Genomic DNA, 20,936 nt, shown 5'->3' with positions numbered 1-20,936 from the left:
CTGATTAATAAGATAGCATTATCTCTGTTACTGTTCAGGAAAACAGTATATTTTTAACTGATCAGTTTCATAATTTCTAAAGCCACTTTCAAAGCTTCAGTTCCGTCTTCAAGAGAAACCTCTACATTTTTGTCACCTGTGATAGCATCTGCGAAAGAATTTAATTCATCCAAAATAGCATTGTTAGGCTGGATATTCGGATATTCAAATAGAATCTGGTTCTTCTCTCCCTCTGCATTTTCAATGATCATATCAAATGGAGTAGGGTTTTCAGGAGCATCCTTCATTCTGATTACTTCAGCCTTTTTCTCAAGGAAATCAACAGAAATATAAGCATCCTTCTGGAAGAATCTGCTTTTTCTCATCGCCTTCATAGAAATTCTGGAAGTCGTAAGGTTCGCCACACATCCGTTCTCGAACTCTATTCTTGCGTTGGCAATATCCGGAGTTTTACTTACTACACAAACACCGCTAGCGTGAATATTTTTCACTTTAGATTTCGCAATGCTTAATAAAATATCAAGATCGTGAATCATAAGATCCAATACTACAGAAACATCCGTCCCACGTGGATTAAATTCAGCCAGTCTGTGGATTTCAATAAACATCGGAGTGCTGATGTATTCCTTAGTAGCAATAAACGCTGGATTGTATCGCTCAACGTGTCCTACCTGTGCTTTGATTCCTTTTTCCTGGCATAAACTAAGAATTTCTTCTGCCTGTTCAAGAGTCTGGGTTACCGGTTTTTCAATAAAGAAATGCAGCCCTTTTTCGATGGCTTTTAAAGCATAATCATAATGATAAACTGTTGGCGTGACAATATCAAGCATGTCAATCTGCTCAAGCAATTCATCAAAATTTTCAAAATATTTATATCCGAATTCGGCTTCTAATTTCTTTCCGTTTTCAACATCTTTATCATGGAAACCTACAAATTCATATCGATCTGACTGATTAAGAAGTTTTAAATGTATTTTTCCCAAGTGTCCGGCACCTACCAAACCTGCTTTTAACATAGCTGTATTAAATTTTTGTAAAGATAGTGAATGTACATTTATAAAATACATGACTTTTCACTTGGAGATATTCAAGATGGAACATGTTCATTCATTAAGGAAATTACAGTAAATTCACGGTCAGAAAATAACTATGAAAAGAATAATTTCGATTTTATTCATCTTGGGATTATGTACTGCCGGATGTATAGGAGATAGTCCATATGATCCGCAGGCAAAATGTGGAACGCCAACAAATCTGACATTTGAAAAAGGAACTAACCGGCTTTCCTGGAGCTTTATCAGCCAGGGCGAAGGATATTATGAAATACAGTACGGCGAACAGGGTTTCTCTTTGGGAAAGGGAACTACAGTGGTCACCAACAAGTATTTTTATAACCTTCCTCTCTATAAAGATAATAAATACGACCTTTATGTGAGAAAAAATTGCGGAATAGCTGGTGGCCGGAGCAACTGGGCGGGACCCGTTACTGTTTTGGCCACTCATACAACCACCTGTGTAAAACCAGAGTATGCAACCTATTCAAAAACAACTTCTTCTGTGAATTCTTCTGTTTTTGATGCTACAGTGTCCTGGGAAAATGATGGAATTTCTACATACGAAACTGTGTTGACCACCAGTTCAGCTCCTCCTGCAAGTGGAGATTTGGTGTTTGCAGGTCAAAAAGCCATCTATGTAGGGTTAAGTAAAACAGTGAATTATAATTTTTTTGTGAGAAAAAAATGTGCTGATAATACCTTCAGCGATTTTTACGGACCTTATCCGATAAAATGGAATTAAGAAATAAAAACAAAGCAATCAAAAATGGATTGCTTTGTTTTTGTGGATAATTCTTTGCTTCAATTTCTGAAATCTAATTTCTAATTTCTTACTTTTGTCAAATGCAGGATTCGTTTGTACATAAAGGAAAAAGAAAGATTTTAGTCGAGTATCTTCGAAACAGAATTGGAATTTCAGACGAAAATGTACTTTCGGCAATGAGTGAAGTTCCAAGACACCTTTTTATCGAAAGTATTTTTGAAGATTTTGCCTATGAAGACCGGGCTTTCCCGATTCTGGCTCATCAGACCATTTCCCATCCTTCCACGGTAGCGGAACAGTCTGAACTATTGAAGGTAAAACCAGGTGAAAAAGTATTGGAAATTGGAACAGGATGCGGATACCAGACTGCAGTTTTAATGGCGATGAAAGCCCATGTCTATACGGTAGAAAGGCAGAAAGATCTGTTTGATTTTTCTAAAAAGAAACTCAGAGAACTTCATCTGTTTCCAAAGTTTCAAAGCTTTGGAGATGGTTTTGCCGGACTTCCTACTTTTGCTCCTTTTGATAAAATCATCGTAACCTGTGGTGCTTCCACGCTGCCTACAGAACTTTTAAAACAACTGAATGTCGGAGGAATAATGGTGATCCCATTGGGGCCAACAGATGAACAGGTTTTATACAGATTTACCAAAGTAGGTCCTACAGAATTCGAAAAAGAAGAATTTGGAGCCTATAAATTTGTTCCGATGCTTGGAAATACAAATCAATAGTAAGAGGTTTCTAAAGAGTGTGTCACTCTGAATGAAATGGAATGTAATGAAGAATCTTATACAGTTTAGTTAATAAGATTCTTTCTCAGTCAGAATGGCAAAAGCCAGATAATTTGACTTTTTAGAGAACCCGTTTTTCATAGATAAAATTCATCTGATTTAATCAAAATTTAAAATCTTTTAACTCCATTTCGGAATGAAAATTGATGGAATTAAAACCCTCAGTATACAATCACCATCACAGAAAATAAATAGATTTTGAATCAAACATTCAGATGAAAAGAAATAATTTTTTTAATATTAAAGTTCAATAACCTTACTTTTTGCGAGTGAGGTTTTTTTAATTAAAATCATTAAACAACAGTAGAATGAAAGTTTTTATCAATAAAAGAATTCCCGAAACAGGAATTGAAATGCTGAAAGAAGCAGGTTTGGAGCTTATATTTCCGGAAAAGGAAAACCTTTCTTATGAAGAATGGATTCATTACTGTAAAACTACAGATACCATACTTAATGTAGGCGGAGACTTCAGATATGATAAGAATTTTTTTGATACCTGCCCGAATGTCAAAGCTATTGCATTATATTCTGTAGGATTTGATCACGTTGACATTAAAGAAGCTACGCAAAGAAATATTCCGATAGGAAATACTCCGGATGTTTTGAGCAAAGCCACTTCAGATGTTGCTTTTTTACTGATGCAGTCTGTTGCCAGAAGAGCAAGCTATAATTTTCAGAAAGTAAAAGATGACAATTGGGGAGCTTTTGATCCTTTACATGCGTTGGGACAAGAATTGTACGGAAAAACACTTGGGATTTTTGGATTGGGACGTATCGGCTATGAAATGGCTGAGAAATCAAGAAAGGCTTTTGGAATGAATATCATTTACCACAACCGTCGTCAAAATGAAGAAGCAGAAAACGAGCTGGGGGCAACTTATGTTTCTTTCGAAGAACTGATTCGGAGATCAGATGTATTGAGTGTACATGCCAACTTTACTACTGAACAGAAAGAATTGTTCAATGAGTCTATATTTGAGCAGATGAAACCGAATGCTATTTTCATTAATACAGCCAGAGGAGGTTTTCACAATCAAAAAGATCTGTATCAGGCACTCGTGGACAAGAAAATCTGGGGAGCAGGTCTGGATGTTACTAATCCGGAACCAATGTCTGCAGATGATCCTATTCTGGGGCTTTCAAGTGTCTGTATTCTGCCACATATCGGTTCTGCGACTGTTGAAGCCAGAAATGGAATGGCCAGACTAGCTGCAGGAAATATTATCGCTTTTGCAAAAAATGAGAAAATGCCCAATTGTGCAAATCCTGATGTTTATTCTCCTCAATCATCATAACTTGGAATTATTTTTGTTCTGATAATATAAACCTAAAATCTTAAATAATATGGCACCAGAGAAAAATATTAATGAGCAAAACAAGAGGTTAGAACAAATGGATTATAACCCCAGTGAAGATATATTTAAGAGAGAAAAACATATTTCGCTCGATGGAGACGGAAATCCTATTTTGGATGAGGATTTTGACGATGATAAAATTGATAAAGGCTTAGATATCCCTGGAGCTGATGACGATGATGAAATGGAAGAAATAGGAGAGGAAGATGAAGAAAACAACTATTGGAGTCTCAGCGATAATGAAGATGATCATGAAGAAGAAAACGATGATGTTCTAACCTAAATTTTAACGATACAAAAATCAGCCTTATTGAATTTCAGTAAGGTTTTTTTTTATGTGAAATAACAACTAATATGGGTAAGGGCAATTCCCCTCCCTCGGAGGGGTGGATTCAAAAATTAAAAAATTTTTGAAGACGGGGTGGTTCCATAATGCAGCACAATAAAATCCTCCAACTCCTTCATCACCAGACTCAGATTATTCCTTACATCAAAATCATTTATTCTGAAAACCAATAATCCCAATGACTCCAGATATTTCTGTCTTATGCTGTCATAAACTTCATTTTCATCATGGCTTGATCCATCTATTTCTATAATGAGCCCAAGTGTTTTGACATAAAAATCAACGATATAATTTCCGATAATCCTTTGTCTGTCAAAATCAATGGTATAAAATTTTTTTGCACGGACTTTCTTCCAGAAGATCACTTCACCTAAGATCCGGGCTTTACGCTTTTCTTTTAATAATACTTTTAAATAGGGATTGTAGGGTAGATTTTCAACGAAATTCCTGCGGATAGGAATTCCGTTGATGACGGTGAGGGTTTCTTTCATTGTTGTGTTTTGACCACCCCGTCTTTCAAAGTTATCAACTTTGAAATCCACCCCTCCAAGGGAGGGGAATTGAGGTGCATTTATTCAAATATAGTATTTAATATCAAATGGCGGCTGGTTTACAACTTTCATAACTTTCCCTAAACCCTAAACCCTAAACCCTAAACCCTAAACCCTAAACCCTAAACCCTAAACCCTAAACCCTAAACCCTAAACTTTAAACCATTCTTCCCTTCCCCTCTTGCCTATATTTCCTATTTTGAATATCTTTAAAACTTCAAACATTGTTTAAAACATAGACCTTTACATAGTAATATGACATTTCAAGAACAGATACAGCAGGGGATTCCTAATCAGCTGCCGCAACCAAAACCATACGAGACCAATATCAACCATGCTCCGAAGCGTAAAGAAATTTTAGGAGAAGAAGAGAAAAAACTGGCATTGAAGAATGCTTTACGTTATTTCGAACCTCAGTTTCATGCAGAACTGATTCCTGAATTTAAGCAGGAACTGGAAGATTACGGAAGGATTTATATGTACCGTTTCCGTCCGGATTATGAAATGAAAGCGAGACCAATTACAGACTATCCCGGAAAATCTGAGCAGGCCAAAGCGATCATGCTGATGATTCAGAATAACCTGGATTATGCGGTGGCACAGCATCCTCATGAACTGATTACCTATGGTGGAAACGGAGCGGTTTTCTCCAACTGGGCACAATATCTGTTGACGATGAAGTATCTGTCGGAAATGAATAATGATCAGACATTGGTGATGTATTCAGGACATCCGATGGGATTGTTCCCGTCTCATAAAGACGCACCAAGAGTGGTTGTAACGAATGGAATGATGATCCCGAACTATTCAAAACCGGATGACTGGGAGAAATTCAATGCATTAGGCGTTACCCAGTATGGGCAAATGACGGCAGGAAGTTATATGTATATCGGTCCTCAGGGGATTGTTCACGGAACAACGATTACAGTGTTAAATGCTTTCAGAAAAATCAAAAAAGAGCCGAAAGGAGGTCTTTTTGTAACTTCAGGATTAGGGGGAATGAGTGGAGCTCAGCCAAAAGCAGGAAATATTGCTGGTTGCGTTACCGTATGTGCAGAAGTGAATCCAAAGATCACGAAAATCCGTCACGATCAGAAATGGGTGAATGAAATTCATGAAGATCTTGATACATTGGTAAAAAGAGTAAGAGAAGCACAGGCCAGCAAAGAAACAGTGTCTTTAGCTTACCTTGGAAATATTGTGGAAGTTTGGGAGAAATTTGATCAGGAAGATGTAAGAATTGATATCGGATCGGATCAGACTTCCCTTCACAATCCTTGGGCGGGAGGTTACTATCCTGCCGGACAAAGTTTTGAAGAATCTAATATCATGATGGCTGAAAATCCTGAGTTATTCAAGGAAAAAGTTCAGGAAACATTAAGAAGACATGCTGCAGCGATCAATAAACATACTGCAAAAGGAACGTATTTCTTTGATTACGGAAATGCCTTTTTACTGGAAGCTTCCAGAGCCGGAGCTGATGTAATGGCAGAAAATCCGACGTTAGGAAGAGAATTCAAATATCCGAGTTATGTGCAAGATATTATGGGACCAATGTGTTTCGATTATGGCTTCGGGCCGTTCCGTTGGGTATGTTCCAGTGGAAATCCGGAAGATCTGCAGAAGACAGATGATATTGCATGCGCAGTATTGGAAGAAATGGTGAAAAATTCTCCGGAAGAGATCCAGCAGCAGATGAAAGATAACATTCAGTGGATCAAAGGAGCACAGGAAAATAAACTGGTGGTGGGTTCTCAGGCAAGAATTCTTTATGCAGATGCAGAAGGAAGAATGAAAATTGCGGAAGCCTTCAACAAAGCCATTAAAAACGGAGAAATCGGACCGGTGGTATTAGGTAGAGACCACCACGATGTTTCAGGAACAGATTCTCCTTACAGGGAAACTTCCAATATCTATGACGGATCGAGATTTACAGCGGATATGGCCATTCACAACGTAATTGGAGACAGTTTCCGTGGAGCTACCTGGGTTTCCATTCACAATGGTGGTGGAGTAGGCTGGGGAGAAGTAATCAACGGAGGTTTCGGAATGCTTCTTGACGGTAGCGATGATGCCGACAGAAGATTAAAATCCATGCTTTTCTGGGATGTGAACAACGGAATCTCAAGAAGAAGCTGGGCAAGAAACGAAGGCGCTGTTTTCGCTATTAAAAGAGCAATGGAAGCAGAACCGAATTTGAAAGTGACTCTTCCAAACCTTGTAGACGAAAATTTATTGTAATATAAAATTCAACATTGGCAACGATTAACAAAAAATTGTTTTCACATCTGAACGTAGAGGATAGTGATCCTGTATGGGAGAAGTTTGCTGAGGTTGAATTTTCAAAGAAAAACATATTTACTGACAACAGAGCCTATCTTGTAGAAGATGGGCTTGTCCGTAAATACTACATCAACAGCACCTCAGATATTGATACAGAAATATGTGCAGAATTCTACTTTCCCGGCGATATTTTTACAGTGGAAGAGAAAAGTTCCGATGCCGTTTACGAATCCATGAATAAAGGGCTGGCATGGGAAATCACTCTGGATGAGGTAAAAGATCTATTTGCTGTAAACCCACACTGCCGTTTTGTGCAGAACTACTATCTGAGCAGAAAGCTCAATGCGGCTATGAAAAGAGAAATGCTTCTGCTGAAAAACACTCCTCAGGATCTCTATGAATATCTGTTGAAAAACAAACCTCATTACATACAGAATATTCCTTTAAAATATCTCGCTTCTTATATCGGGATTACGCCCATCTCTTTAAGCCGGATCAGGAAGCGTATTCATTAGTGTTATTTTTAACGCAAAGCTCGCAAAGAATTTTACTTTTATTTTTCCGTTCGCAAAGGTGCTGCCGCTTAGCAATGGTATAATTTTGTAGCTGAATGAAATGCCCTTGCGATCGAAAAACTAGCCGTCATTAATATATTCTTTGCGTAGATCGCGTTTTTATCTTTCTACATGTCTATTCATTAATTATCTTTTGTTTATTGTCTTGCCTTCCGTAAGTCTATTCCTTTGCTAAAAAAGAATATGGAAATACAAAAACTAAACTGGGCAGGCATCCGCCTCACTTCTCACAATAAAACCATCCTAATAGACGCAGTAGAAGATTTCTCTTACTATAAACCTGTTTTGGGTGATGCTGTAGAAAATCTTTTAGCGTTTTCAGATCATGTACAGGCAGATTACATCCTGTTTACGCATATGCATCTTGATCATTTTGATAAAGGGATCATCCAAAAATGCCTAAAGAAAGATGGAAAACTGATTGTCTATGCAGGACTGGAAACCATTGTAAAAAAGCTGGTTGAAGATGTTGAAATTATTACTCTGAATCTTGACGAAACCTTTACAGAAAATAATATCACCTTCAAACCCGTATTTGCCATGGATGGAGTAGGAGAAATACAGTCTTCCTGGATTGTTGATGATGGAACCACAAAGATCTTTCATGGCGGAGATACCATCTGGCACAACCAGTTCTGGAAGCTTGGAAAGGAAAACCCAAACATAGACTATGCTTTTTTACCGGTAAACGGAGTTGTAGTGAACTTTGAAATCATCGGGTTGGAATACAGTCCGGTTCCTGCTTCCCTCAATCTGAAAGAAGCTTTTGCAGCAGCCCACCTTCTGCACGCCAAAAAGATGGTGCCCATCCATTACGGATTGTTTGCCCATGAGAAATGCTATATCCCTCAGATTTTTGATGATCAGGATTTGAAAAACATTTCAGAGGAAGTAGGACAGGAGTATATGGTTTTGAAGGATGGAGTGGCATTGACAGAATCTTAATTGATATTTGTAATGAAAGCTGTCATTCTGAATGAAATGCAATGGAGTGAAGAAACTCAATATCAATAGGAACGGGTTATTATCCTGAGCGTAGACGAAGGAACCCTCTTTTTTGTACATAAAAATAAATCAATAGGAACGGGCTTTAGCCCGTTTTTTTTTGTGCATAATAAGATTGGCTTTAGCCAAAATTTAAAATTAAGTTTTGGCTAAAGCCTTTGGTATTTATCTTTTTATATCGGGCTAAAGCCCGATGCTATTGATGAGCTCACTGGATTTTAATACTAATTCTTTAATATTTGGTGTATTTTTGTTTCTATAATGTGTGCTATTGAAGTATGTGATTTATTTAGATATATTCGCCAAAAATTTCTGACATCTTTGTTTTCCAATTAGAAGGTAAATTATCCCAATTATTATCCCATTCCAATGTTTGCTTATACGCTTTGTATGGCTTTTCGGAATTAGCTTCATAACCTAATTCTTCTTCAACACTATTTTCCATTACAACAATTCTTCCATTTCCACCTAAAGCATCTGCAATTGGTTGATTGTATTTTGCAGCATTTGGTTCACCTAAATCTAAATCATGAACTACTATTGGTTTTATTCCCATTGAAGTTAAATATTTTATTAGGCCAATTATAGCAGCTTTTCCACGAGCTTTAACAATCTCAAAGTCAGATAAAATTCTAAAATATTTAGCTTTATCCAAAAGTTTTAACGTTTCGCGTATTAAGATATCTTCTGTATCTCCTTCTACAATTATTACATTCTTTGTAAAAAATATTCTTGATACATAGTTGTCAATTTTCATTATCATTTTTACATAGGTTTTATCAACGCTTTGGAGTTCTTTAAATTTTTCGGTAACACTAAAGGTATTACATTCAACATGATTACCGCAATTATAAAGTCTATTTAATATTTGTTTTGGTTTACGAGATAAATCAATAATATATGGTGAATGTGTTGAAGCAATTATTTGGGATGTATTAGAACTTAATTCATAAATTGCTTCTCTCATTTGATTTGCTGCGCTTGGATGTAAATATGTTTCAGGTTCTTCAAAACAGACTATTAATGAACGAGCATGATCATCTTCTTTTTTTGATAGCCATAATTGTCTGTATCTCAACATTCCAAAAACAGCAGCTCTAATCATACCAGTACCTTGATTATCAATAGACGTCTTTATATTACTTGACATTTCAACAGTAAATGCTGGTTTAAGACTAGAAGGATCACTTAAGCTTGTAGATGCATATAATTTAGAATCTGGAAAAACAGTTGATAAAACTGTGTTTAGCTCATTCATCATTTTTCCGAACTCAGATTCATCATCTTGTGGGTCCAGTTCCTTTGCAAGGTTATTTAGGTGAACTTGGGCATTTTTAAAATGTTCAGAATTTTCTCTAACAGTTTGAAATAGTTCTCCAAGGGTTATACTAAGAACTCCGTTACCAGACCCTTGAATTTCATGTAATCCAACATCAACAGGAATTAATAAGAACCTCGGTAACATCTTAAGTACATTTCCAGGAATTCCACCAGGATTTTGAAACCAAGTTTCCTCTTCAGAAATCTCCCAAATCTCATCAATTAAGTCTAATTTTTCTAATACAGCTTTACCTTTTCCTATATTAGATTGCAACTCAGGAAAATACTCTTCAATAGTTTCTTGAGACAGACCATTGTCAATGTAATCTTGAGGCTTTTTACAATCAGAGTAAATATCTTTTATGTTTCTAACTTTAGATTTAAATTCAATAATTACATCTTTACCTAATTCATATGTTTTTCTATAAATTACGGATAATCCAGTTTCTTCAGAATCATCAGGTATATCATAACTAAAAATTCTACCTTTAAAACCTCTCCATGTTTTAGCTTCAGCAGGAAGATTTCTAAATTCAGCTTCAAGAGTAATTGTATTAGTGTCAACTTTTACTTCATGCGTTTCATCATCTATTATTGAATGAAAGTCAACCGTTGACAACTGCTTTTTTGCAGAAAGCAAAATATCTATGGCTTTAATTATTGAGCTTTTCCCACAATTATTTTGTCCAATTAGAAATGTTGCATCTCCAAAAATGAGATTTACTTCTTTAAGTCTCTTATAACCTGATATTTTTAATGAATAGAGTTTCATGTATGTGTTAGTTTATTTATATTATGTTATTTTCAAATATAAAAATCTAACTTCATACATAATTACGGTTTTCCGTTTTTTATACACATTCCAACCTTTTCTTGTATCACTGCATCTTTATAAGAAAAGAGTTTTATGAAAATAACCATACCAAAACCTTGTCATGAAAACTGGAACGCCATGACACCTGATGAGAAGGGAAGATTTTGCGCAGTCTGTTCCAAAACGGTGAGAGATTTCAGAAGAGCTTCGGATGATGAGCTTATAGAGGTTTTTACGAAAGCAACGGATGAGATCTGCGGTAGTTTTCTTCCTTCACAGCTCAACAGAGATCTGCATTATTCTTATATCAATGCTCTTTTTGTGAAGTTTGCGGTAGGATTTATGTTGACAACATGAGGAATTGTAAGTGTGAATGCACAGCAAAAGATCGCCAATGATATTTTAAAAACTGAAGATATCAAAGAAATTACCCTTGCTGAATTTGGGACTCATAAAGACAGGAAACTACTCAGATCAATTTCTGTAGTACCTGCTGATGCTATAGACCGTAAAGAAAAGGAAAGTAAAACATCTGTCCCCAATTTAGCCCAACCATTGACTACGCAGGTATTACCCAATGTAGTACAAAGTATAAGTTCAGTACGTATTGGTGGGGTGCCTTCAAGCAAAGCTAGATCTTATAATCCACTGTATGTTGTAGATGGAAAGATCAGTGATTATGAAAAAGTAAAAGCTCTGGATCCTAATCTGATAAAAACAATGAATGTTCTGAAGGGAGCCTCTGCAACAGCATATTATGGCGAAAAAGCAAAAGATGGGGTAATCGTAATTACTACAAAAAGAAAAAAATATAAAACAAATTAAGACTCTTTATTTTCCCACAGATTTCACAGATCTTTTTCATGTTTATCTGCTTAATCCACCCAATCTGCGAGAGAACATTGAGATTGCTTCACCTTCGGTTCGCAATGACAGTGGTAGTGTTGAAATTTTATCGGAGATAAAATCCTTGCGCCTTAAAACAGAAAGCATTACTATCATTTTGCGCCATTGCGTTCATCCCAACCATAATACAGAAAAAACTCAGCAATTCGCTGAGTTTATTATTAAGGTAATTAAGAAAGTACAAAGCATTAAATTATCTTAATGGTTTAATATGATTTATTATTTTACAGCGGCAATAGCTGCTTCATAATTGGGTTCCTGAGCGATATCTGGTACCTGTTCTTCATAGATGATCTTTCCTGAAGGATCTATTACCACAACTGCTCTGCTCAGAAGACCTTTCATTGCAGAATCTACCAGTTCCACCCCATAGTTCCATCCGAAGTCTGAACGGAAATCGGAAAGCATTATCACATTTTTAATTCCTTCCGCTCCACAGAATCTTTTCTGGGCAAATGGCAGGTCTTTGGAAATACACAGTACTACCGTATTGGGAAGATTTCCAGCCTCTTCATTGAAATGATGTACAGAAGCAGAGCAAACACCGGTGTCCACACTTGGGAAGATATTCAGAATAACATACCTTCCTTTGAAGGAATCCAGCGTTTGATCATTCATATTCACACCTGTAAGGGTAAACTTAGGAGCTGGTTTATTCAGTGCTGGTAATTTGGCATAAGTATGAACTTCTTTCCCGCCCATTAAAACCGTGTTGGTAGCTTTAGATTTTTGAGCAAAGCCCACCGCAGAGAAGAATAGCAGTGTGCCGCAAACTAATTTTGAAAACATGAAATTTATTTTTAAGCTAAATTATTCTTTTTTTAGGAGCTAAGATTAATTTTAATTCAAATAGATCAAATCTATGGTCAGATTGTTTCTTCCAAAATATTTTACCTCTACCTTTATGTTATAAAATATAGTTTCAAAGGTATCATTCTGAATGAAATAAAATGTAATGAAGAATCTCATATAAAAATCAATAAAGATTTTTCCTTCGTCAGAATGACAAAAGTCAAATAGTTTAAATTTTGAGACAATCTCAATCTTATCACATAAAAAAATAGAAAGATTTATGAGTTCAGAAAATACAGCATCCTTCCATCACATTTTTAAAGGAGAAAACGAAATTCCGGAAGAATATAAAGTTCCGGTTATCCATCAGAGAACTTATCTTTTGAATGGGGAACTGGTAGAGTGGAATGGTGATGTCACGGAAATTTATTCTCCGGTGTGCATCCCCACAGAAAACGGATTGGAAAGAAAGCTTCTGGGAAGCATCCCGAATATTGGCCCGAACGAGGCGATGGAAGTTCTTGAAGCCTGTGTAAAAGCCTATGATAATGGGCTTGGCGAGTGGCCTACCATGTCTGTGGAGGGACGAATCAAATGCATGCAGAAATTCGTATACCTGATGATCCAGCAAAGAGATCTGATCATTAAGTTACTGATGTGGGAAATCGGGAAAACACTGGCTGATTCTACTAAAGAATTTGACCGTACTGTAGATTATATCAATCAGACCATAGACGCTCTTAAGGATCTTGACAGAGAGTCTTCCCGTTTTCAACAGGCTGAAGGAACCATTGCGCAGATCAGAAGAGCACCGCTTGGCGTGGTGTTAAGTATGGGACCTTTCAATTATCCTCTGAATGAAATCTTTACCACATTGATTCCTGCTTTGATCATGGGGAATACTATCCTGTTTAAACTTCCAAAACATGGTGTCCTTGCTCATTATCCTTTATTAAACGCTTTCAAAGAAGCATTTCCGAAAGGAACGGTGAATACATTATATGGAAAAGGATCAGAAATTATCACACCAATCATGGAAAGCGGAAAAGTGAATGTTCTTGCCTTTATCGGATCAAGTAAAGTCGCCAACGGACTGAAAAAACTACACCCGAAAGTGAACCGTTTAAGAGCTATTCTGAGTCTGGATGCTAAAAATGCAGCCATCGTTACTAAAAATGCGAATCTTGATGTAGCGGTGAGTGAATGTATTTTGGGGGCACTTTCTTTCAACGGACAACGCTGTACAGCCTTGAAACTGATATTTGTTCAGAAAGAAGTGGCATTGGAGTTTACAGAGAAATTAAGTGCAGCAGTCTCTGCTTTGAACGCTGGGTTGCCTTGGGAAAAAGACGTGAAAGTAACGCCACTTCCGGAAGTCAATAAACCTGCCTATTTAAAAGAATGTATTGATGATGCTTTACAGAAAGGAGCTGCAATACTGAATAAAGATGGAGGCTATACAGATGAATCTTTTGTTTTCCCGGCAGTTGTATATCCGGTAAATAGTGATATGAAGCTTTATCATGAGGAACAGTTTGGCCCTGTGATTCCTGTTGTTCCGTTCGAAGATATAGAAGAACCAATAGAATATCAGGTGAATGCTTCACATGGGATGCAGGTAAGTATTTTCAGTGAAGATCCCCAGGAAGTTGCAAGACTGATTGATCCGTTTGTCAATCTTGTAAGCCGTGTCAATATCAACTGCCAGGCACAGCGAGGTCCTGATGTTTTTCCTTTCACCGGAAGAAAAGACAGTGCGGAAGGAACACTTTCCGTTTTTGATGCGCTCCGCTCATTCTCTATCCGGTCTCTGGTGGCTGCAAAACTAACAGATTCCAACAAAGAACTACTGAATACTATTGTCAGAGAACATGATTCTAACTTTTTAAGCACAGATTATATTTTCTGATTCTGACTGATATCGTATTTAACATAAAATAAAAATCCTCAATAAACACCTTGGTTTGTTGAGGATTTTTTTAACTTAATGCCGGAAATTAGAGTTTTGTGTTATAATAAGATGGTGTTTTTTAGAAATATCATCTAAGGATCAGTGTGTAAATCATGTCTTCACCCGAAAAAGAATTTTTAGAGAAAATTGAAAAACACAAAGGTGTTGTTTTCAAGATCTCTAAAATGTATATGGATAATAAGGACGATCAGAATGACCTCTATCAGGAGATCATTTATCAGGCCTGGAAATCATATGGTGATTTTCAAAAGAGGAGTGATTTCTCCACATGGCTGTACAGAACTGCGCTCAACACAGCAATTGTTTTTTTGCGAAGTGAAAAAAAACGTAGTTTTATACAGAATCAGAATGTAGATGGGCTGAGTGCCCGCCAGGAACCTTATAATGATACGGATGATATGAATATGAAGCTGATGTATGAAGCTATCCATCAGCTAAGCCCCATTGATAAAGCCCTTATATTCTTCTTTTTAGAGGGCTTTTCCGGAAAAGAGATTGCTGTACAGCTGGGAATTACTGAAGTGAATACACGGGTAAAGCTGAAAAGGGCAAAAGAAAAACTGAAAGAGATCATCATCAGGCAAGGTACAGGTTCCTATTAAAAATAGCACTATGGACTTAGAAAATTTTAAAGAAATTTGGAATAAAGATACAGGACAGGAATCTCCTGAAATTTCTCTGGAAAAACAGAAAGAAATACATTCTCCGTTGGAGATGCTGAAAGTGAATATGGAAACTGAATTCTGGCTGATGATTGTAACATTGCCTTTGCTTTTAACGGGTTTTCCTTTCGCATCTAAAGACTCCAATATTAAAACGATTTCAGTGTTTGTCACCATCCTGACCGTTGCTATTATTGTTTATTTTTATTCCCGCTTCCTGAAATTGTATAAGCTGCTCAGAAAAAACAGTACGAATACAAATTATGATTTGTTTACTCTTAAGACGCAGCTTCTCATCTCGAAACAAATTTATATTTCCTATTATATTGCTTATATCCCGCTTGGGTTTCTTTTATCTCTGATCCAGATCAATTTTCATTTTGACAGGGAGTATAACCTCGCAATTTTCGGAATCAGCCTTCTGATTACTCTTCTGTTGATTGCTTTTATCATCAAATACTGGATCTATTATATGTACGGAAGGTATATTGATGATGTGGTACGTTTGGTAGATGAACTTAACGGAATTGAAGTAAGTCCAAAACCTGACAAGAGAAAAACGTGGTTTGAACGCTCACAGAAATTTTTTATGAATAAAATGGGGATTAAAGGAAATGTCCTGAATACCGTCATATGGTTTGTATCCATGTATTTTTTTATCATTTTATTTCTGACAATTGTTCTTTTGATCATTATCATAGTAGGTGCAAAACTTGATTTTCTGGATATCGGATCATTACAGAGAGCTTTAAATAAACTGAATTAGAAATTACGCTATCTTCTGTAAAATTTCTATCTTTAGAAAATTGAGTTGTAAAAAAATATCACATGGATGATTTTAAAAATCAAGTGTATTCTATAGAAGAATTTCTGGAGTTAGTAAAGAGCAAACAGGACAGGAAAGCATCCTTTGATCCGGAATATAATTATGCAGTCTATTCTTCAACAGATGAATTTAAACCCGAAATGAAAGTTTTTATCGGAGATCCTCTGGATATTGGTGAGAATGATAATGAAATCTTACCAGATTTTGTTTTTCATAACAAGCTTCATTATATATGTTCAGATGAAAATATTCAGGATGTGGTGGATCTTGCTTTCAGGCAGCATGCTGATGTTACTTCTTCTCAGCTTATTACTGCTCTGAACCATTATCTTGAAAAAGATGATTTCTTAGATTTTAAATAATGAAAGAATTAAATACTTAAATAAATAACCTGATGTGAAAAAATATCAGGTTATTGTTTTTTTTGGATGTAACATTTTTACTTTTTTTCTACTAACTGATCAGGTCAGAAAAAATTATTTCGACTCATACTATTCTGAGTAAATAGTAAAAAGCTTAAAAAACACACAATGAGACCTGGCAGTACTTTTCTGTCGGGTTTTTTTATTTCTTTTGTAAAAATCTGTAACAATTTTTTTAAACGAAAACTAACTCTATAGAGTAACAAGCTATGACCTCATTAGAACAAGAGTTTATCAGTCAAATTGAACAGCATAAAGGAATCCTGTTTAAGATTTCTAAAATGTATATGACTGAAAAAGACGACCGTGATGATCTTTTTCAGGAGATCACTTATCAGCTCTGGAAAGCATTTCCTGGTTTCAGAGGCGAAAGTGAATTTTCTACATGGCTATACAGAATTGCTTTGAATACGGCAATTATTTTCCTGAAATCAGAAAAGAGAAGAAGTTTTATTTCCCATGAAGATTTTTCTAATCAGATCATTATTCAGGAAGATTATGATGATCGTAAAGAAGAACGTCTGGCTGAAATGTATAAAGCAATCCATCAGCTTAATCCTATTGACAAGGCTTTTATATTCTATTATCTGGAAGATTTTTCTGGAAAGCAGATTGCCGAACAGATGGGAATCTCAGAAGGTAATGCAAGAGTGAAAATGAACCGGGCCAAAAATAAACTTAAAGATATCTTAAGCCAAATAAAAACCAACCAACATTAAAATCAGTAATCCCATGAATATCGATGAATTGAAAAATACCTGGAACGAAGATATTGTGGAGGAAACTCCCGAAATAAGCATAGAACAGAGAAATAAACTGAATCTTCCTCTTGAAAAGATACGCAAAAATATGCGCGTGGAATTCTGGTGGATGATAGGAATCTTTGTCTTCGCTTTTCTGGTGTGCGCTGTATGCAGGCCATTCAAACTTCAGTTGTACATCACGGTATTAATTGCTTCCATGCTTTTGGTTACCGTTTTCTTTTTTAGTAAGTTTTTTAAACTGTATAATGAAATCAGTAATCCTGCACCTAAAACTTATGATTCTTTGAAAGATCTCGTGATGCAGCTCAATCTTAATAAACAGTATTATCTCTCGTATTACATCAGTTTTGCCCCGTTTCTTGTATGTGAGATTCTTATTGTCCTGGAGTTTATTCCGTGGCCAAAACCTCTTAGTGAATTGAAGATAGCGGTGATCTTAATTAGTACAGTAATCGTAGGATTATTTTTGCTTTATATTATGGGAAGATTTTGGTATCAACGCTACTATGGAAGATATATCCAATATATTGAAGATCTTTTGGAAGAATTAAAAAGATAAAAAGAGTTCGGCGGGCTGAAAGCCCGCCGAACCTATATTCATTACCGTCCTTTATGTTCTTTTTCTTTGGCAATTTCGTTTTTTATCCAATCCAGCTGTGGATCTTTTTTGTCAATAATATCCTGCATGCTTTCAGTAATAGTCACATCAGGAACAACTCCTTTCCGTGAGTCTGAAAAACTGATATTAGGCTGTACCAAAAGTAGACCTATTGGAAACCTGATTTCAGAATTGGGAAGCTTTTGGTAGGAATAAAAACCGGCAACAGTTCCGTCATTGGCACCACCTGTTTCTTCTCCCACAAGCGTTGCTCTTTTATCATTTTTAAGTTTGGCGGTAATAATAGAAGATGCCGAGAAACTTCCTCCGTTAATCAGTACGAAAACTTTTCCCTGGAAGGCATCCTTTTTAGGTTTTGTAGGTTTGTCAGCCTTCATTTTGTAGAATACCTTTCCATCCTTTTTATACGTACTGAAAGTCTGTGCAAAAAAGTAGCTCGGATAGGCAATACTTTTAAGAGCATATTCTAAAGGAGTACTTTTCCTGAAATAATTGGTGCGTAAAGGAGCATTCCTTGAAGTTAACTGAGAGGGTTTGATCAGGGTAAACGGAGTATCCGCTAAATACGAATACAGATTATTGATTTCATACAGTGAGCCGCCGTAGTTATTTCTGACATCGATGATAAGATAAGGAGACTTTGCATCATTGATCTTGGCAAAAGTCTTTTTATAAAACTCATCCGAATAGTCTCTTGAAAAGCTTTTCACCTTAATATAAGCAATAGTACTGTCTTTGTCCAGAAATTTAAAACTTCTGTTATAGGAATTACTGGAAGCTACATAATCGTTCAGTTTCTTTTCCAGTGTTTTTTTCTGCATTTCCTTATCCTTTTCAAGATCAGTATCAGATTTTGTTTCTCTGGTTAAGGTATATGTCTTTTTTTCTCCCTTATAAAGGGTTTCAAGAGTAGCTTTGCTGTCAAAACCATTTTCGGCAGTATAAAAATTAAAGAACAGGTCTTTTAAAAAATACGGATGAAAGGTGGTATTATCACCATCACTGCTGATAAGGCTTCTGTACTTCCTGATATAATAGGATACAGGAACATTATTGATGGATAAAATTTCAGTTCCCGTTTGTATATGTTCAATAGAATCCCTGTTCTGAATAATATACATCTGATCACCTGAAATATAATATTCAAAACGACTGAACATTCCTTTCTGATGTTCCAGCCTTTTTATTTCACTTTTGGTAAATTTCTTTCTGGGAATTCTCAATGAAAGATGTCCTTCTCTAATTCCTGCAATGACAGGTTGAAGCTTGAAATAAAACTGAAGAGGAGTAAGAGGCTCGGTGATGGTCTGTTTAAGGCTGTCAAATTTACGTTCCAGCTCTTTCTTGGGGATGTACCAGTATAATTGAGGATGCATTTGCTGTAATTTTGAATACGCAAAATCCACATCTTCTTTCAGTTGCTCCGGTGGAATACATGAGGCCCGCTGTTCGTTGTGTTTTTTTATAGAGGCACAAGACGAAAAAATAGCGAGAAGAAATATTACCGAATAATTTTTCAATGTATCTGAGTTTTTTTAGGGTGCTAAAATAGAAAGTTTAAAATTAATCCCGATCTAAACGGGTAATAAATTTTTAAAAATTCATGATAAATTTAGTTAAAAAACGGAGTAAAATGGAATAAATTTTCATTTAAAAGCAAAAGTCAATACATTTGATATTTATTTTGTACAGATGATTTACTGGATTATTACGAGCGTAGCTGTTTTGACGGTTACTTTTTTTATAGTGATCAATATGAAGACGTTTGGTGGAGTGCCAAAAGGGAAGAGGCTGAAGCGTATCAGACAGTCGAAACTCTATAAAAACAGACAGTTTCAGAATATCAGTCATACTCCTTCCATTACAGAAGGCTACAAAATGTCAAAAGTAACCTACGATTTTTTTTTAGGAAAGAAAGATCCGCTGTTGAAACCTTTAAAAGCCATTCCTTCTCTTCATACCAATTTGAAAAATATTGATAAAAATGAGGAGTTATTGATCTGGCTGGGACATTCCTCTTATTATCTGCAGACAGATGGAGTTTCCTTTTTAATAGATCCTGTCCTGAGTCTTTATGGTTCACCTTTTAAGTACTTTAATAAAGCCTTCAAAGGATCAGATATTTTTAAACCTGAAGATATTCCGAACATTGATTATCTCGTGATAACGCATGATCATTTTGACCACCTGGATTACCCAACTGTAAAATCTATCGAAGAAAGAACAGGAATGGCTATTATTCCTTTGGGAGTAGGAGCGCACCTGGAAAGATGGGGCTATGCTGAAAACAAGCTTATTGAAGAAGAATGGGGAACAGAAGTTGCTCTGAAAAATGATATAAAAATTGTTTTTACTCCTGCCAGACATTTTTCCGGCAGAAGAATAAGGCAGAATGATACGCTTTGGAGTTCTTACGTTCTGATAACACCTACCAGGAAGTTTTTCTTAGGAGGAGACAGTGGCTATGATTCCCATTTTAAAACAATAGGCGAGCAATATGGACCTTTCGATTATGCTGTTCTTGAAAATGGACAATATGGAGAGGCATGGAGGTATATCCATACATTGCCGGAAGATGTTGTTCAGGCTGCTATTGATCTGAAAGCAGAACGTATTATCCCGGTTCATGCTGCCAAATTTGCATTGGCACTTCATCCATGGAATGAACCTTTACAAAAAATAACGGCTCTTGGAAAAGACAAAAAACTGGATATCCTCACTCCGATGATTGGCGAGGTAGTACATCTGAATCAGTCAGAACAGCAATTTACAGCCTGGTGGGAAAGCTGATCAGGCATGCCAGATTTCTTTATATCTTGCGGGGTGATTTTCAAACTGTTGTCTTACAAAATCACATTCCGGGTCTACAAGCAAATCTTTCTCTTCGGCGTAACGTACCAGCTCATCCAGCAATAGTTTAGCATATCCTTTTCCCTCACGCTCTTCGTCAAGTTTCGTATAATATACAATAAGCAGTCTTCCGTCAACCTCTATGGACATATAACCTGCCTTTTTCCCATCGATAAGTAGCTGCAATTCATCCTGATATTGAGATACCTGAAACTTTATATTTTCCATAACAATGTAAGATTTGGTTGATTAAAAATAATTTGAG

At 36.2% G+C, this 20,936-nt stretch carries 22 protein-coding genes; 16 read left to right on the top strand and 6 right to left on the bottom strand.

The annotated features are described in order from the left end of the window. Window positions 1-53: 53 nt before the first annotated feature. Window positions 54-1,016 (bottom strand): Gfo/Idh/MocA family protein, encoded by a 963-nt coding sequence (locus BUE84_RS14175; protein ID WP_079242195.1) that lies wholly within the window; start codon window positions 1,014-1,016, stop codon window positions 54-56. Window positions 1,017-1,149: 133 nt separating this feature from the next. Here BUE84_RS14175 and BUE84_RS14170 point away from each other — a divergent pair, with 133 nt between their 5' ends. From BUE84_RS14170 to BUE84_RS14155, 4 genes are all read left to right on the top strand, one after another. After that, window positions 1,150-1,797 (top strand): hypothetical protein, encoded by a 648-nt coding sequence (locus tag BUE84_RS14170; protein WP_079242194.1) that lies wholly within the window; start codon window positions 1,150-1,152, stop codon window positions 1,795-1,797. A 101-nt stretch (window positions 1,798-1,898) separates the two neighbouring features. Further along, window positions 1,899-2,549, top strand: coding sequence for a protein-L-isoaspartate(D-aspartate) O-methyltransferase (locus BUE84_RS14165; protein WP_079242193.1), 651 nt, complete (start codon window positions 1,899-1,901; stop codon window positions 2,547-2,549). A 368-nt stretch (window positions 2,550-2,917) separates the two neighbouring features. After that, complete coding sequence (locus BUE84_RS14160; RefSeq protein WP_079242192.1) at window positions 2,918-3,904, top strand: 2-hydroxyacid dehydrogenase; 987 nt, start codon at window positions 2,918-2,920, stop codon at window positions 3,902-3,904. 49 nt (window positions 3,905-3,953) lie between these two features. Continuing rightward, a complete protein-coding gene (locus BUE84_RS14155; protein WP_079242191.1) occupies window positions 3,954-4,247 on the top strand; it encodes a hypothetical protein in 294 nt (97 codons plus the stop codon). Window positions 4,248-4,363: 116 nt separating this feature from the next. Here the strand turns inward: BUE84_RS14155 and BUE84_RS14150 are convergent, their stop codons facing one another. Then, window positions 4,364-4,801, bottom strand: a complete 438-nt coding sequence (locus tag BUE84_RS14150; RefSeq protein ID WP_079242190.1) for an endonuclease domain-containing protein — start codon at window positions 4,799-4,801, stop codon at window positions 4,364-4,366. Window positions 4,802-5,116: 315 nt separating this feature from the next. Between BUE84_RS14150 and BUE84_RS14145 the strand changes: the two genes are divergently transcribed. The 3 genes from BUE84_RS14145 (at window position 5,117) to BUE84_RS14135 (ending at window position 8,664) form a co-directional block, all read left to right on the top strand. Further along, window positions 5,117-7,102, top strand: coding sequence for a urocanate hydratase (locus BUE84_RS14145; RefSeq protein ID WP_079242189.1), 1,986 nt, complete (start codon window positions 5,117-5,119; stop codon window positions 7,100-7,102). A gap of 14 nt (window positions 7,103-7,116) precedes the next feature. Then, on the top strand, window positions 7,117-7,659 hold the full coding sequence (locus BUE84_RS14140) for a Crp/Fnr family transcriptional regulator (RefSeq protein WP_079242188.1): 543 nt from the start codon (window positions 7,117-7,119) through the stop codon (window positions 7,657-7,659). 243 nt (window positions 7,660-7,902) lie between these two features. Next, a complete protein-coding gene (locus tag BUE84_RS14135; RefSeq protein ID WP_079242187.1) occupies window positions 7,903-8,664 on the top strand; it encodes an MBL fold metallo-hydrolase in 762 nt (253 codons plus the stop codon). A gap of 349 nt (window positions 8,665-9,013) precedes the next feature. Here BUE84_RS14135 and BUE84_RS14130 read toward each other — a convergent pair whose 3' ends face one another. Further along, complete coding sequence (locus tag BUE84_RS14130) at window positions 9,014-10,816, bottom strand: ATP-dependent nuclease (RefSeq protein ID WP_079242186.1); 1,803 nt, start codon at window positions 10,814-10,816, stop codon at window positions 9,014-9,016. 135 nt (window positions 10,817-10,951) lie between these two features. Here BUE84_RS14130 and BUE84_RS14125 point away from each other — a divergent pair, with 135 nt between their 5' ends. Then, window positions 10,952-11,215, top strand: coding sequence for a hypothetical protein (locus BUE84_RS14125; RefSeq protein ID WP_079242185.1), 264 nt, complete (start codon window positions 10,952-10,954; stop codon window positions 11,213-11,215). A 12-nt stretch (window positions 11,216-11,227) separates the two neighbouring features. Continuing rightward, window positions 11,228-11,683 carry a TonB-dependent receptor plug domain-containing protein gene (locus BUE84_RS14120; protein ID WP_158521368.1) on the top strand — a complete coding sequence of 152 codons (456 nt, stop codon included), beginning with the start codon at window positions 11,228-11,230 and terminating at the stop codon, window positions 11,681-11,683. A 300-nt stretch (window positions 11,684-11,983) separates the two neighbouring features. Here the strand turns inward: BUE84_RS14120 and tpx are convergent, their stop codons facing one another. Further along, window positions 11,984-12,553 (bottom strand): thiol peroxidase, encoded by a 570-nt coding sequence (gene tpx / locus BUE84_RS14115; protein WP_185116994.1) that lies wholly within the window; start codon window positions 12,551-12,553, stop codon window positions 11,984-11,986. Window positions 12,554-12,836: 283 nt separating this feature from the next. On the opposite strand from tpx, the gene BUE84_RS14110 reads away from it, so the two are divergent. From BUE84_RS14110 to BUE84_RS14085, 6 genes are all read left to right on the top strand, one after another. Beyond that, the gene (locus BUE84_RS14110) at window positions 12,837-14,465 is read left to right on the top strand and encodes an NADP-dependent glyceraldehyde-3-phosphate dehydrogenase (RefSeq protein ID WP_079242182.1); all 1,629 of its coding nucleotides are present in this window, start codon (window positions 12,837-12,839) and stop codon (window positions 14,463-14,465) included. A gap of 155 nt (window positions 14,466-14,620) precedes the next feature. Next, entirely contained in the window at window positions 14,621-15,130 is a 510-nt protein-coding gene (locus tag BUE84_RS14105; protein WP_079242181.1) for an RNA polymerase sigma factor, read from the top strand. 10 nt (window positions 15,131-15,140) lie between these two features. Continuing rightward, complete coding sequence (locus tag BUE84_RS14100) at window positions 15,141-15,956, top strand: hypothetical protein (protein ID WP_079242180.1); 816 nt, start codon at window positions 15,141-15,143, stop codon at window positions 15,954-15,956. Window positions 15,957-16,018: 62 nt separating this feature from the next. After that, window positions 16,019-16,378: a hypothetical protein gene (locus BUE84_RS14095; protein ID WP_079242179.1), complete on the top strand. Its 360-nt coding sequence runs from the start codon at window positions 16,019-16,021 to the stop codon at window positions 16,376-16,378. A 269-nt stretch (window positions 16,379-16,647) separates the two neighbouring features. Next, window positions 16,648-17,157: an RNA polymerase sigma factor gene (locus tag BUE84_RS14090; protein WP_079242178.1), complete on the top strand. Its 510-nt coding sequence runs from the start codon at window positions 16,648-16,650 to the stop codon at window positions 17,155-17,157. Window positions 17,158-17,170: 13 nt separating this feature from the next. Next, a complete protein-coding gene (locus BUE84_RS14085) occupies window positions 17,171-17,761 on the top strand; it encodes a hypothetical protein (RefSeq protein ID WP_079242177.1) in 591 nt (196 codons plus the stop codon). Between the two features lie 41 nt (window positions 17,762-17,802). On the opposite strand, the gene BUE84_RS14080 is transcribed toward BUE84_RS14085, so the two are convergent. Next, the gene (locus BUE84_RS14080) at window positions 17,803-19,341 is read right to left on the bottom strand and encodes a S41 family peptidase (protein WP_079242176.1); all 1,539 of its coding nucleotides are present in this window, start codon (window positions 19,339-19,341) and stop codon (window positions 17,803-17,805) included. A 172-nt stretch (window positions 19,342-19,513) separates the two neighbouring features. Here BUE84_RS14080 and BUE84_RS14075 point away from each other — a divergent pair, with 172 nt between their 5' ends. After that, the gene (locus tag BUE84_RS14075; protein WP_079242175.1) at window positions 19,514-20,611 is read left to right on the top strand and encodes an MBL fold metallo-hydrolase; all 1,098 of its coding nucleotides are present in this window, start codon (window positions 19,514-19,516) and stop codon (window positions 20,609-20,611) included. Here BUE84_RS14075 and BUE84_RS14070 read toward each other — a convergent pair whose 3' ends face one another. Next, window positions 20,612-20,899: a GNAT family N-acetyltransferase gene (locus BUE84_RS14070; RefSeq protein WP_034697278.1), complete on the bottom strand. Its 288-nt coding sequence runs from the start codon at window positions 20,897-20,899 to the stop codon at window positions 20,612-20,614. Between the last annotated feature and the right edge of the window lie 37 nt (window positions 20,900-20,936).

Source organism: Chryseobacterium indologenes (assembly GCF_002025665.1).
Taxonomy (GTDB): Bacteria; Bacteroidota; Bacteroidia; order Flavobacteriales; family Weeksellaceae; genus Chryseobacterium; species Chryseobacterium metallicongregator.
The sequence above is the reverse complement of the archived record's forward strand: the minus strand, read 5'-3'. Positions and strand labels throughout refer to the sequence as shown.

Excerpts from the sequence above, each read along its gene's own strand:
- BUE84_RS14175 (WP_079242195.1), bottom strand. The coding sequence starts at position 1,016 with ATGTTAAAAGCAGGTTTGGTAGGTGCCGGACACTTGGGAAAAATACAT.
- BUE84_RS14170 (WP_079242194.1), top strand. The coding sequence starts at position 1,150 with ATGAAAAGAATAATTTCGATTTTATTCATCTTGGGATTATGTACTGCC.
- BUE84_RS14165 (WP_079242193.1), top strand. The coding sequence starts at position 1,899 with ATGCAGGATTCGTTTGTACATAAAGGAAAAAGAAAGATTTTAGTCGAG.
- BUE84_RS14160 (WP_079242192.1), top strand. The coding sequence starts at position 2,918 with ATGAAAGTTTTTATCAATAAAAGAATTCCCGAAACAGGAATTGAAATG.
- BUE84_RS14155 (WP_079242191.1), top strand. The coding sequence starts at position 3,954 with ATGGCACCAGAGAAAAATATTAATGAGCAAAACAAGAGGTTAGAACAA.
- BUE84_RS14150 (WP_079242190.1), bottom strand. The coding sequence starts at position 4,801 with ATGAAAGAAACCCTCACCGTCATCAACGGAATTCCTATCCGCAGGAAT.
- BUE84_RS14145 (WP_079242189.1), top strand. The coding sequence starts at position 5,117 with ATGACATTTCAAGAACAGATACAGCAGGGGATTCCTAATCAGCTGCCG.
- BUE84_RS14135 (WP_079242187.1), top strand. The coding sequence starts at position 7,903 with ATGGAAATACAAAAACTAAACTGGGCAGGCATCCGCCTCACTTCTCAC.
- BUE84_RS14130 (WP_079242186.1), bottom strand. The coding sequence starts at position 10,816 with ATGAAACTCTATTCATTAAAAATATCAGGTTATAAGAGACTTAAAGAA.
- BUE84_RS14125 (WP_079242185.1), top strand. The coding sequence starts at position 10,952 with ATGAAAATAACCATACCAAAACCTTGTCATGAAAACTGGAACGCCATG.
- tpx (WP_185116994.1), bottom strand. The coding sequence starts at position 12,553 with ATGTTTTCAAAATTAGTTTGCGGCACACTGCTATTCTTCTCTGCGGTG.
- BUE84_RS14110 (WP_079242182.1), top strand. The coding sequence starts at position 12,837 with ATGAGTTCAGAAAATACAGCATCCTTCCATCACATTTTTAAAGGAGAA.
- BUE84_RS14105 (WP_079242181.1), top strand. The coding sequence starts at position 14,621 with ATGTCTTCACCCGAAAAAGAATTTTTAGAGAAAATTGAAAAACACAAA.
- BUE84_RS14100 (WP_079242180.1), top strand. The coding sequence starts at position 15,141 with ATGGACTTAGAAAATTTTAAAGAAATTTGGAATAAAGATACAGGACAG.
- BUE84_RS14095 (WP_079242179.1), top strand. The coding sequence starts at position 16,019 with ATGGATGATTTTAAAAATCAAGTGTATTCTATAGAAGAATTTCTGGAG.
- BUE84_RS14090 (WP_079242178.1), top strand. The coding sequence starts at position 16,648 with ATGACCTCATTAGAACAAGAGTTTATCAGTCAAATTGAACAGCATAAA.
- BUE84_RS14085 (WP_079242177.1), top strand. The coding sequence starts at position 17,171 with ATGAATATCGATGAATTGAAAAATACCTGGAACGAAGATATTGTGGAG.
- BUE84_RS14075 (WP_079242175.1), top strand. The coding sequence starts at position 19,514 with ATGATTTACTGGATTATTACGAGCGTAGCTGTTTTGACGGTTACTTTT.
- BUE84_RS14070 (WP_034697278.1), bottom strand. The coding sequence starts at position 20,899 with ATGGAAAATATAAAGTTTCAGGTATCTCAATATCAGGATGAATTGCAG.